The sequence below is a fragment of the Pseudomonas sp. R1-15 genome (assembly GCF_051132085.1).
In the GTDB taxonomy this organism is placed as follows: Bacteria; Pseudomonadota; Gammaproteobacteria; order Pseudomonadales; family Pseudomonadaceae; genus Aquipseudomonas.
The window spans coordinates 6,024,965-6,036,818 of sequence record NZ_CP071660.1; the positions used below are offsets into that span (position 1 = coordinate 6,024,965).

The window sequence follows — 11,854 nt, forward strand, 5'->3', positions numbered from 1 at the left end:
AACCCTGTGGGAGCGAGCCCGCTCGCGAAAGCGTCCTACCAGCAACTAATCCCTTTCAGACACTCATCAAGCCGGAACCGCCTTCGACTTAGGCTCCCGCGCCCAAACCCGATGCTGGGCAATCGCGTCAAAAAACGCCTGGAACTTGCCCGCATCAGCGTCCGGAATCAGCCCCGCATCCGCCTCCAGCTTCAACAACACCAGCAATTGCCGCGCTTCGCCATGCAGCGCGATGGCCTTCAGGTGCTTGTAGGCTTCCAACAGGTAATGCAACGCCACGCCATCGGCACTCAGCGCCTTGATCGACTCCACCCCGCCCGGCACGAACACCGCGTCAAAGGCAATCGACGGCAAGCCTTCCATGGACGCATCCACCGGCAGCGTCTGCCCAGCGGCGGTGGTCACCGGCGCGGAGGTTGGGCCGAGGATTTTCGCGTGGGCCCCTTCGGCTTCCAGTGCCTGCTTGAGCGCATCGATGATTGTCCCCTCGACACCGTTGGCCACCAGCACCGCGACCTTGCGGGTCTTGATATCGCCGGACAGCAGATTGGCCTGGCTCAATGCCGGGGACTCCTCCAGGGAAGGTGTCGGAACATCGACCGTACCGGCAGTGGGAGCCGGCAAGCCGAGGTTCTTCGCAACTCGCCCGGCCAGTTCCAGATCGATGTTGGCGAGGATCTCGTTCACCTGCCGCGCCCTGATGAACTCACGTTCCACTTTGCCCAGTTCGAAGCTGTACGCGGCGATGATGTGCTCCTGCTCGTGGGCGCTCATGCTCTTGTAGAACAGCCGCGCCTGGGAGAAATGATCGCCGAACGAATCGCTGCGCTGACGGATCTTGTGGGCGTCGATGCGCTCCGGATAACTTTCGAAACCACCATCCTGCGGACCGGGCGGGGTTTCCTTCGGCCAGCCGCCATCGATGGAGTTCGGCTCGTAGGACGCGCGCCCCTTGTCGATAGTGGTGCGGTGCATGGCATCACGCTGGCCGTTGTGCACCGGGGTGATGGCGCGGTTGATTGGCAGCTCATGAAAGTTCGGCCCACCGAGTCGGCTGATCTGCGTATCGGTGTAGGAAAACAGCCGGCCTTGCAGCAATGGGTCGTTACTGAAATCAATGCCCGGCACGATATGTCCGGGGCAGAACGCAACCTGCTCGACTTCGGCGAAGAAGTTGTCCGGGTTGCGGTTCAGCACCATCTTGCCCAGCGGCGTAATGGGTACCAGCTCTTCGGGGATGATCTTGGTCGGGTCGAGCAGGTCGAAGTCGAACTTGTGCTCGTCTTCCTCGGCGACGATCTGTACGCCAAATTCCCACTCGGGGTAATCGCCCATCTCGATCGACTCCCAGAGATCGCGACGGTGGTAATCAGTGTCCTTGCCCGCGAGCTTCTGGGCTTCGTCCCATACCAGGGAACAGGTCCCGGCCTTGGGCCGCCAGTGGAACTTGACGAAGCTGCTGCGGCCCTCGGCGTTGATCATGCGAAAGGTGTGCACGCCGAAACCCTGCATGGAACGCAGGCTTTTCGGGATCGCCCGGTCGGACATCGCCCAGATCACCATATGAGCCGACTCCGGCACCAGCGAGACAAAGTCCCAGAAGGTGTCGTGGGCCGAACCGCCGGTGGGGATTTCGTTATGGGGCTCGGGTTTCACCGCATGGACGAAATCAGGAAATTTCACCGCATCCTGGATGAAGAACACCGGCATGTTGTTGCCCACCAGATCGAAGTTGCCTTCGTCGGTGAAGAATTTCACTGCAAAGCCGCGCACGTCGCGAACCGTGTCACCGGAACCCCGTGGGCCCTGCACGGTGGAAAAACGTACAAACACTGGCGTCTTTTTACCTGGGTCTTGCAGGAAACCGGCCTTGGTCAGGGCCGCATGCGATTCGTAGGCCTGAAAGTAGCCATGGGCACCGGTCCCTCGGGCGTGAACGATGCGCTCGGGAATACGTTCATGGTCAAAATGCGTGATTTTTTCACGCATGATGAAGTCTTCCAGCAACGACGGTCCACGCGGCCCGACGCGGAGGGTGTTCTGGTTATCGGCGATCTTCACGCCTTGGTTGGTGCGCAAGGCCTGTTCGGTGGCATCGGAGCGAAACTGCTCGAGGCTCTCCAGCTTGGCGTTGGTATTGCTGCGATCCAGCGTGTCGGTCCCGGCCATCTGGCTGGGGGCGGCAGGTTTTTTAGTGCTCATCAGGCATGACTCCTCGTTGCGATCCCCGCCGTGGCCAGGACCCGTGAGTTCGATGCGCCAGGCACGGTACCTGGGCATATGTGGAGGTGCCTAATGAGTGACCGATACCGTTTCGCTGTGTTCCTTTTTTATGTCCTTTGATCGCCTTATTGCCAAATCGCTGGTTCAATCTCAAATAAATGCTAAGAACCTCTATACGGACAGGCTAAAATGCGCGCCCGGCTTACCGCTGATCCTTTTCCACCGCGCCTCACAAGGTTCGCTACGTGATCGAGTTTCAAAACGTCCATAAAACCTACCGGGTTGCCGGTAGGGATATCCCCGCGCTGCACCCGACCAGTCTGACCATCCAGAACGGTCAGGTCTTCGGCCTGATCGGCCATTCCGGTGCGGGAAAAAGTACCCTGCTGCGCCTGATCAATCGCCTGGAAGATTCCAGCGGCGGCAAGATCATCGTCGACGGCGAAGAAGTCACCGCGCTGGACGCCAACGGCCTGCGCCGTTTTCGCCAGCAGGTCGGGATGATTTTCCAGCACTTCAATCTGCTCGCGTCCAAGACCGTGGCCGACAACGTGGCCATGCCACTGACGCTGGCGGGCGAACTGTCCCGCAGCGATATCGACCGCCGCGTCGCCGAACTGCTGGCGCGGGTAGGGCTGTCCGACCACGCCCGCAAATACCCGGCGCAGTTGTCCGGTGGCCAGAAGCAGCGCGTCGGCATCGCCCGCGCCCTGGCAACCAAGCCGAAGATCCTGTTGTGCGACGAAGCCACCAGCGCGCTCGACCCACAGACCACCGCCTCGGTGCTGCAACTGCTGGCGGAGATCAACCGTGAGCTTAAGCTGACCATCGTACTGATCACCCATGAGATGGACGTGATCCGGCGTGTCTGCGATGAAGTTGCGGTGATGGACGCCGGCGTGATCGTCGAGCAAGGCCCGGTAGCCGAGGTGTTCCTGCACCCCAAGCATCCGACCACCAAGCGTTTCGTCCAGGAAGACGAGCAGATCGACGAAAGCGAACAGCGCGACGACTTCGCTCACGTCCCAGGGCGCATCGTGCGTCTGACATTCCAGGGCGAAGCGACCTACGCGCCGTTGCTTGGAACCGTCGCTCGCGAAACCGGTGTGGACTACAGCATCCTGGCCGGTCGTATCGACCGCATCAAAGACACCCCCTACGGGCAACTGACCCTCGCCATCACCGGCGGTGACATGGAAGCGGCCTTCGCCCGCTTCACCGCGGCCGATGTCCACATGGAGGTGCTGCGCTGATGGAATTTTTTGCAAACATCGACTGGCTGGAAATCTGGCTGGCAACCGGCGACACCTTCCTGATGCTGTTCGGTTCGCTGCTGTTCACCGTACTGCTCGGCCTGCCGCTGGGCGTGTTGCTGTTTCTCTGCAGCCCGCGCCAATTGCTTGAAGCCCGGGGCCTCTACGCGCTGCTGTCGCTGATCGTGAACATCCTGCGTTCGCTGCCATTCATCATCCTGTTGATCGTGATGATCCCGTTCACGGTGTTGATCACCGGCACCTCGTTGGGCGTGGCCGGCGCGATCCCGCCACTGGTGGTGGGCGCAACGCCATTCTTTGCCCGCCTGGTGGAAACCGCCCTGCGTGAAGTCGATCGCGGCATCATCGAAGCGACCCAGGCCATGGGCGCTACCACGCGACAGATCATCGTCAACGCATTGCTGCCGGAAGCCCGTCCGGGCATTTTCGCAGCGATTACGGTGACAGCGATTACTCTGGTGTCCTACACGGCCATGGCCGGTGTGGTCGGCGCTGGTGGCCTGGGCGACCTGGCGATCCGCTTCGGCTACCAGCGTTTCCAGACCGACGTGATGGTGGTCACGGTGGTGTTGCTGCTGGTGCTGGTCCAGGTCCTGCAAACCGTGGGCGACAAACTGGTTGTGCATTTCTCTAGAAAATAAGGCCTCGCGCCAATAAACCATGAGCCGGCCATTCGCTGGCAGGCGCCAAGAGCAGGCGCCTCAAAAGGAGTTAGCTGAATGAAAAAACTACTGGTCGCCTTCGCTGCCGCCGCAGCGTTCTCCGCACACGCCGACACTCTGACCGTCGCGGCCACGCCGGTTCCTCACGCGGAAATCCTCGAGTTCGTCAAACCGGCATTGGCGAAGGAAGGCGTGGACCTCAAGGTCAAAGTTTTCACCGACTACGTCCAGCCCAACGTACAAGTCGCCGAAAAGCGCCTGGACGCCAACTTCTTCCAGCACCAGCCGTACCTGGATGAGTTCAACAAGGCCAAGGGCACGAATCTGGTGAGCGTAGCCGGTGTGCACCTGGAACCCCTGGGCGCGTACTCCAGCAAGTACAAGGCACTTACAGAACTGCCAGGCGGCGCCAATGTCGTGATCCCGAACGATGCTACCAATGGCGGCCGTGCGCTGTTATTGCTGGCCAAAGCCGGGCTGATCAAGCTCAAGGACTCGAACAACATCCTGTCGACTACCAAAGACATCACCGAGAATTCGAAGGATCTGAAGTTCCGTGAGCTGGAAGCGGCAACCATTCCGCGCGTGCTGACTCAAGTGGATCTGGCATTGATCAATACCAACTATGCGTTGGAGGCCAAGCTTGACCCTTCCAAGGATGCGCTGGTAATCGAAGGCAACGACTCGCCTTACGTGAATATTCTGGTAGCCCGTCCGGACGACAAGGACAGCGAGGCCATGAAGAAACTGGTGGCAGCGCTGCATACGCCGGAAGTTAAGGCGTTTATTCTCGAGAAGTACAAAGGGGCGGTTTTACCGGCGTTTTGAGCTGATCGAGAAATAAGAAAAGCGGGGCTGCATTTACACGCAGCCCCGCTTTTTTATGCTCGAGTTGGCTTATAAATATTCCAAGCAAATACTTTAACCTAGAATTTATTTCGCACGGAAATAACGGATGGCGAAGCTTAATTTTCTGACTGCATAGATAATCAACACAGATAAAATCACTACAGAGACTGTAACTCCAGCAATATTGATACCTATCATAAATTGGGCGTAGATCGACAGAAGAACCGAAAGAGCAATGTAACTTGCCATCGTTTTATTTCTAGTGACTAATAACAGCGGAATCGCGCTAATGATGAGTGCATGGCTAAGGACAACGAACAGGATCTCCGCACTTAGCTGATAGGGAATGCCTCCAGACCTTGCCTCCTCGATTATGATCATGGCTTCGTGCAGAAGAAGCTGTAGGGCTCCAACGACGGCAACGCTGATTCCCATAAGCGATAAGGAATGAATATTTTTGACGTTCATTGTGCTTTCCAAGCGACGGATGTCAGGCAGGATATCGCCTGGCACTGGATAAAGGGAGCGCTTGCAGCCCTCAACGCATGCCTCAACGAAAACCCAACGCGTACCGTCGGGTTTTCGTTGAGAGCTGTCGCTATTGGGGATCGACGTTATCCAACACCCGATTCGCCAGCAATGAACTCAGCTCAATCAACTGCTGGATGCCAAGGAGGATGTGACGGCGGGGGCCATCCAAGGATTTATGCGGTTTGTCTGTAGGAATGTGTCGGCCTTTTGGGGCTGCTGTGCAGCCCAGCGGGAGCAAGCTCCCTCGCCACGAGTGTTTGACCGGCTTGGGGATGAGTGGGGATACCCCTCGCTCGATACGGTAGCTACTTGTTTTTCGTTCCGAAAGGAGGGCGAAGGGCGGAGGGTCGAACCATAGATCCGCTTCATTGTTCTACGACCCTCATGATAAATTCCCCGCCGCGACCTCTAATCAATAGAGGGCATTCAGGGAGAGAAGTGAGTGATCAAGTCTTTGTTGGTTGGGGCATTGCTGGCAATGGCATCAGCATCGGCGTCTGCGATGAGTTGCGATAACCCCAGAAACGCCTATGACAGAACCTATTGCGCGTCGCTGAAAATGGTTCAGTCGGACCAGGAAATCAACGAGCAATACAAGAAGACGATGAGTGCCCTGAACCCGGATCAAAAGAAGAAGGTGAAAGCCGCTCAGATCCAGTGGATCAAGATTCGTGACAACGCCTGTTCCAACGATGGCCTGCTCTACCTGGACTGTGCCAATGAGAAGACCGAGGCGCGTATCGTCATACTCAAGGCTGTCGAGCGCGAATGCCGCGCTGCCGGTTGCGACGACGCCAAGCTGTCGCAAGTCGAGTAACCCGCACACAAAAACCCGACGTAAAGCGTCGGGTTTTTCTTTGGCGGGGTTCGCTCGCTATCGCGGCTCAGCGTTATCCAATGGGCCGCTTCGCAGCCCAGCGGGAGCAAGCTCCCTCGCCACGGGGTTGCTGTGTGACGTTTATCTTGGATCAACGTTGTCCAGTACTCGGTTCGCCAGTAATGAGCTCAGCTCGATCAGTTGCTGGACGCCGAGGGCGATGTGGCGGTGGGAGCCTTCCAGGTCGAACGCGAGGTTGCTGACCATGGCGTCGGCTGATGCCAGGGTCTCGCTGAGGTTGGCGAGCAGGCATTCGTTGTCGGTGTCTTGTACGACGGTGAAGAGTTGAGCGGATTGGAGAGCATCTTTCGGTTCTGGTGGCGAGGAGGTGCAATCCGCCTCAGGCGGATTCGTTGTAGATTTCGTCATGAGCTGATACTCCAAGGTTAAGCCACAACCTCTTCCCTACTAAAAGAAGGGTGGCAGCTGTACGCAGGTTAGTAGACCGGGGAGATCAGCATTGCCGGCGCGCCGAAGCGCCCTGCGCACAGCTACCATCAAGTGCAAGGTAGGAATCTACCTCGATGGAGAACTCGTGCATCTTACTGACACAACCTCGAGCTACTAAACCCGACCACTGATGGGCAGTGGCAGGACGACAATAGAACCCGAGGGCAAGGCGCACAAGCCGGAGGATTCTGGCGTAGTTGTAGGTAATGGCGCAAGGATGTGTAGCTTGATGGAAAGATGGCAGAGCGGGAATAAACAGCGCTTCGTTTTCAGCTCCGATCCCTGTGGCGAGGGAGCTTGCTCCCGCTCGGCCGCGCAGCGGTCGCAACCGATCATGCGGTTCGTCTGTAGGAATGCGTCGGCTTGTTTTGGGGCTGCTTCGCAGCCAACGGGAGCAAGCTCCCTCGCCACGGGGACGGTTTTAGTCTGGGAAATGGTGGCTTGCTGCGCAACCCCGCGGGGCTGAATTCCCTCGCCACGATGCAAAGCTCGTGGGTGCAGGTGTAATTCGGTTGTTTGCGTTGCTGGCAGGGTGCCACAATCGCGTTTTCTAGCGGCTTCACGATCAGGTGGATCACATGGATGGCCCAAGATCTCGCAATGGCATGGACTTTTGCATAGCCGGACAAGTGCGCACTGACCGACTGCAGCAACTGTTTCGCCAATCCGTTTCCGCGGTGTTTGGTAGTTACCTCGCGGCCATCATGTTGTGTTGGCTGTGTTGGGATCGCTTTGAGCACAGCACAGTTGTTTGGTGGCTGGCCATATTAAGCGGATCGACGCTGCTGCGGATCGCGATGTTCGTTGCCTATTTTCGCAGCGACGAGGTTCAGCGCACGCCTCAACGCTGGGAGCGCAGATACTGGGTCTCGCTGGTGTTGTCCGCGAGCATCTGGGGCGGTGGCGCGCTTGTTTTGATGCCGCAAGACGATCTCCTCTCGCAAGCTCTCGTCATGCTTTTTACCGTGGGGATGACTGTCAGCGCGGTGTCCTGTTACTCCGCCTACCGGGACATGACACTGCTCTCCATTGGCCTGGTGCTGTTTCCGTGCACGGTCTGGCTGCTGTTCCAACCGTCGCCGATTCAAGTCGGCATGGCGCTTTCGATCCTGGTGTTCGCGGCATTTGCTGCCCGCGCCACCCACAAAATGTCCCAGGCACTGGAAACCGCTTTTCGACTCACCCGCGAGATGGAACAGGCGAACAGCATTTCAACCCGCGCCGCACAAACCGATGAACTGACCGGCCTGAAAAGTCGACGGGCTTTTTTCGAGCATGCCCAGCAGCTTTACGACGAATGCAGAACCAACCGGTTGGGGTTGTGCGCAGTCATGTTGGACATGGATCACTTCAAACACATCAACGACACCTACGGCCATCAGGTCGGGGACCAGGTCCTACGCCAGATGGGCGTGGTCATCAGCTCGTCGTTTCGGGCAACGGATATCCACGGTCGGCTCGGTGGCGAAGAGTTCGCCATTTTGCTTCCAGACACTTCCATCGAAGTCGCCACTCAGATTGCAAAACAGCTCATCGATACGATCGCTGGCTTGATGATTGAGCCTGTTCACTGCATATCAGCCAGTCTCGGCGTCGCATCGACGGGGGCTTGCAATAAGGATCTGCACAGCCTGATGAACGATGCGGATAAAGCCCTGTATCGAGCGAAGGCGCTGGGGCGTAATCAAGTGGCCGTTGCTTAGCCGGGTTGGCTTTGCCCAGATAAAAAAAACCGCCAATCAGGCGGTTTTTTTATCAATACCAGCAGAAATCAGACTCTGGCACCGGCCATTCGACCGACCGGTTCATGCTCCCTACCCTTGGCGAGGCTAGCCGACAAGAATTGGCGCTCAATACTGGTCGCGCAACCAGCCAGACGGCGAGCTTCCGCTTGGTATTGAGCTGCAAGTAATGGTTTTGGAGTTCGCTTGGAAGCCTTCATGGAAAACTCACAATAAATTTGGGTTCATGTTAAGCCTGGTTCACCGCTATAACAAGGCGCCGCTGGTCGTCGAAATCGAAGCCTAGGTACAGATACCATGGGACGGCTCCAGGGTCGGGCTCAAAAATCTCTATCTCGTGGAGCTTCAGCATTCGCGCGTATCGGCTGATCGCAATCAAGACCAAACCGGCAACTTCACCTTTTAAAGGGTGATTGGCGTCCGGCTTGCCCTCCAAGAGGACAACCTTGATCGACAAGGTGCTTGATTTGGGCGTGGCAAAACAAAGCCCACATAACTCCTGGTCATACCATAGAGAAAGGTCAAACGCCTTCCCGTCGCGAATCTTCCAGCCAGGAATATCCTCCCATGGATAAAGTTGGGCCTCAGGGCCCCATAGATAGCATTGGTCAAGTGCCTCTCGGGTAATCGGCTCGTATCTTATCCGCTCAACGTCGATACCTTTCTCCGCTAGCGCTCCAGGATCATCCCCCAAAAACTCTTTAGCGAGTTGCATTGCGGTAGAGCGGAATATTTGATGTTTGAAGTTGCTGATGCAGGGTCGTTTCATGGGGTGAACACGATGACGGGCAGAGCAAAAAGACGATAGAGCCCAGGAGCAAGACATACAAGCAGGCTGGTTCCGATGTGGTTGTAGGCAAAGGCTCATATATATGTGGTCCGGTAAGGGCGTATTTGGTCGGCGGGTCCTTCCCACGCTCAGCGTCAGAAGCGGAACGTGGAGCTTCCCCTGGCAGCATTCCCACGTGGGGCGTGGATACGATCAAGAAACAATCGTTGTGCTTGTGAATCCATCTCTCCGAAAGCTGCCATTGCGCTGGTTCTGCCAGCCCTCGCCACTTCCTTTCCTCTGGCTCCCTCCGCTCATGCGGGTTGGCGCCGTTAATTCTAAAAATAAATTTCTTTTGAAATCAATAAATTAAATAAAAACGTGAATATTCCTGAAAATTTATCTTGCGCACAAAGTATTTGGACGTTAATTTTAACGCCACTGGTTAGCGCACAAACATTTAGCGCGATCAAAACTCAATCAGACCCATCAGGAAAAAGGAAAACACCCATGAACGTTCTCTACACCGCAGTCGCAACCTCCACCGGTGGCCGTGATGGCCGTGCTGTTTCCAGCGACAAGATCCTCGACGTGAAACTGGCTAACCCAAAAGCCTTGGGCGGTGCCGGTGGTGAAGCCACCAACCCTGAGCAGTTGTTCGCAGCCGGCTACTCCGCCTGCTTCATCGGCGCATTGAAATTTGTCGCCAGCCAAAGCAAACGCAGCATTCCGGCTGACGCCTCGATCACGGCACACGTCGGCATCGGCCAGATCCCTGGCGGTTTCGGTCTGGACATCGACCTGCACATCAGCCTGCCAGGTCTGGATCAAGCCGATGCTCAAGCGCTGGTCGACGCCGCTCACCAGGTTTGCCCGTACTCCAACGCGACCCGCGGCAACGTCGACGTCCGTTTGCACGTCGCCGTCTAACTCACTCATCTACGAATAAATAAGGATCTGGACATGAACACTTTCAACAAAACACTCGTTGGCTCGCTTCTGGCACTGTCGCTCGGCAATGCGTTCGCGACTTCTTTTGTTCAACCTACATTCGCTGAAGGCGGTTCGGATCGCCTGATCGAAAAACGAATAGCCGAAGGTGGCTCCGATCGGCTGATCGAGAAACGCATAGCCGAAGGCGGCTCGGATCGCCTGATCGAAAACCGGGTAGCGGAAGGCGGCTCCGATCGTCTTATCGAGAAACGCGTAGCCGAAGGTGGTTCCGATCGTCTGATCGAGTTACGGGTAGCCGAAGTTGGCTCGGATCGCCTGGGCGAGAACGGCTAGCCGAAGGGGCTCGGATCCACTGCAAAACAGGGGTGGGCTGAACCAATCCCTTCAACGTTCCGAAAGTTGGTCGAATCAACCAATGTTGCTTCCAAAAGAAAAAACGCCGCTTCTCTCGGATGAGGAAGCGGCGCTTTTTTGCATGGCGTCATGGGAACCGGAGCAAGGACACTTGCCATGCTCTTGGCAACGCAGCTAAACGATGCTGTCCACCACACCGCCGTCAACTCGCAGCGCCGCTCCGGTGGTGGCCGAGGCCTGTTCCGAGCTGGCATAGATAATCATGTTGGCGACTTCCTCTACCCGTGCCGCGCGCTGGATGATCGAGGTGCTGCGGTGCTCGTTGACGAAATCTGCCGCGACCTTTTCCAGGCTTTCCCCGCTGCGCTCGACGTCCGCCTGGAGCATCTTGGCAACGCCTTCGGACAGTGTCGGTCCAGGCAATACCGAGTTCACCGTCACGCCCGTGCCCGCGAGGCGTTTGGCCAGGCCACGAGCGATTGAAAGCTGGGCGGTCTTGGTGAAGCCATAGTGGATCATGTCGGCCGGAATGTTCACGCCCGACTCCGACGAGACAAACACTATCCGCCCCCAACCACGCTCGACCATGCCCTGCGCGTAGGCCCTGGAAACACGCACACCCGACATCACGTTGGTTTCGAAGAAACGCTGCCATTCGCTGTCCGGCGTCTCGAAGAAGTCTTCCTGCTTGAAAATGCCCAGGTTGTTGATGACGATATCGAAACTTGGATGCTTGGCGATCAACGCCTGGCAGCCAGGTTCGTTGCTGAGATCGCCAACAAAGCCTGTCGCCCTGGAAGCAAGATTGCCCAGGCGCTGCAACGCGTCCTCCACGCTGCTTTCGCTGCGCCCGTTGATGACGACCTGGGCACCGGCTTCCAGAAAACCTTTGGCGGTCGCAAAACCGATGCCGCTGGTGGAGCCGGTGACCAATACGTTACGTCCGGTGAAGTCGATGTTCATGAGCGTGACTCCTTCATTGATGGATCAAAGAGGCAAGGCGATATTTTGGGCCGGGCAATACGCCGGCCCCCCGGATATCGCAGGTACTCATCATGGACACGATTGATGATTTGCGCCTGTCCTCAGCTAATGATTGAGAGCGGCACCGATGCGTTGGAGTTCGTTCGCGATGGTGATGTATGGGTGAATATCTTTTCGCGAGCAGG

At 57.1% G+C, this 11,854-nt stretch carries 12 protein-coding genes and 1 pseudogene; 7 read left to right on the plus strand and 6 right to left on the minus strand.

The window, feature by feature from the left end; translation table 11 throughout:
• Positions 1-66: 66 nt before the first annotated feature.
• Positions 67-2,202 (minus strand): catalase HPII, encoded by a 2,136-nt coding sequence (katE, locus tag J3P97_RS27380; RefSeq protein WP_434673168.1) that lies wholly within the window; start codon positions 2,200-2,202, stop codon positions 67-69.
• A gap of 266 nt (positions 2,203-2,468) precedes the next feature.
• Between katE and J3P97_RS27385 the strand changes: the two genes are divergently transcribed.
• From J3P97_RS27385 to J3P97_RS27395, 3 genes are all read left to right on the plus strand, one after another.
• Entirely contained in the window at positions 2,469-3,476 is a 1,008-nt protein-coding gene (locus tag J3P97_RS27385) for a methionine ABC transporter ATP-binding protein (protein WP_434570734.1), read from the plus strand.
• The gene (locus J3P97_RS27390; protein WP_305497766.1) at positions 3,476-4,138 is read left to right on the plus strand and encodes a methionine ABC transporter permease; all 663 of its coding nucleotides are present in this window, start codon (positions 3,476-3,478) and stop codon (positions 4,136-4,138) included. The genes J3P97_RS27385 and J3P97_RS27390 overlap by 1 nt, the downstream gene beginning before the upstream one ends.
• Before the next feature lie 78 nt (positions 4,139-4,216).
• Positions 4,217-4,987: a MetQ/NlpA family ABC transporter substrate-binding protein gene (locus tag J3P97_RS27395; RefSeq protein ID WP_434570732.1), complete on the plus strand. Its 771-nt coding sequence runs from the start codon at positions 4,217-4,219 to the stop codon at positions 4,985-4,987.
• 105 nt (positions 4,988-5,092) lie between these two features.
• Here the strand turns inward: J3P97_RS27395 and J3P97_RS27400 are convergent, their stop codons facing one another.
• Complete coding sequence (locus J3P97_RS27400) at positions 5,093-5,476, minus strand: hypothetical protein (protein WP_434673169.1); 384 nt, start codon at positions 5,474-5,476, stop codon at positions 5,093-5,095.
• Positions 5,477-5,606: 130 nt separating this feature from the next.
• Positions 5,607-5,708, minus strand: a pseudogene (locus J3P97_RS27405) (DUF6124 family protein); the annotation flags it as partial.
• Between the two features lie 273 nt (positions 5,709-5,981).
• Here J3P97_RS27405 and J3P97_RS27410 point away from each other — a divergent pair.
• Positions 5,982-6,356 (plus strand): lysozyme inhibitor LprI family protein, encoded by a 375-nt coding sequence (locus J3P97_RS27410; protein ID WP_305497763.1) that lies wholly within the window; start codon positions 5,982-5,984, stop codon positions 6,354-6,356.
• A 141-nt stretch (positions 6,357-6,497) separates the two neighbouring features.
• On the opposite strand, the gene J3P97_RS27415 is transcribed toward J3P97_RS27410, so the two are convergent.
• Positions 6,498-6,785 (minus strand): DUF6124 family protein, encoded by a 288-nt coding sequence (locus tag J3P97_RS27415; protein WP_434673170.1) that lies wholly within the window; start codon positions 6,783-6,785, stop codon positions 6,498-6,500.
• A gap of 659 nt (positions 6,786-7,444) precedes the next feature.
• On the opposite strand from J3P97_RS27415, the gene J3P97_RS27420 reads away from it, so the two are divergent.
• Positions 7,445-8,569 (plus strand): diguanylate cyclase, encoded by a 1,125-nt coding sequence (locus J3P97_RS27420; protein ID WP_434673171.1) that lies wholly within the window; start codon positions 7,445-7,447, stop codon positions 8,567-8,569.
• A gap of 268 nt (positions 8,570-8,837) precedes the next feature.
• On the opposite strand, the gene J3P97_RS27425 is transcribed toward J3P97_RS27420, so the two are convergent.
• Positions 8,838-9,377 (minus strand): N-acetyltransferase, encoded by a 540-nt coding sequence (locus tag J3P97_RS27425; RefSeq protein ID WP_434673172.1) that lies wholly within the window; start codon positions 9,375-9,377, stop codon positions 8,838-8,840.
• A gap of 510 nt (positions 9,378-9,887) precedes the next feature.
• On the opposite strand from J3P97_RS27425, the gene J3P97_RS27430 reads away from it, so the two are divergent.
• Entirely contained in the window at positions 9,888-10,307 is a 420-nt protein-coding gene (locus J3P97_RS27430) for an organic hydroperoxide resistance protein (RefSeq protein WP_434673173.1), read from the plus strand.
• 33 nt (positions 10,308-10,340) lie between these two features.
• Positions 10,341-10,664, plus strand: coding sequence for a hypothetical protein (locus J3P97_RS27435; protein ID WP_434602334.1), 324 nt, complete (start codon positions 10,341-10,343; stop codon positions 10,662-10,664).
• A 195-nt stretch (positions 10,665-10,859) separates the two neighbouring features.
• On the opposite strand, the gene J3P97_RS27440 is transcribed toward J3P97_RS27435, so the two are convergent.
• The gene (locus J3P97_RS27440; RefSeq protein WP_434673174.1) at positions 10,860-11,648 is read right to left on the minus strand and encodes an SDR family NAD(P)-dependent oxidoreductase; all 789 of its coding nucleotides are present in this window, start codon (positions 11,646-11,648) and stop codon (positions 10,860-10,862) included.
• Between the last annotated feature and the right edge of the window lie 206 nt (positions 11,649-11,854).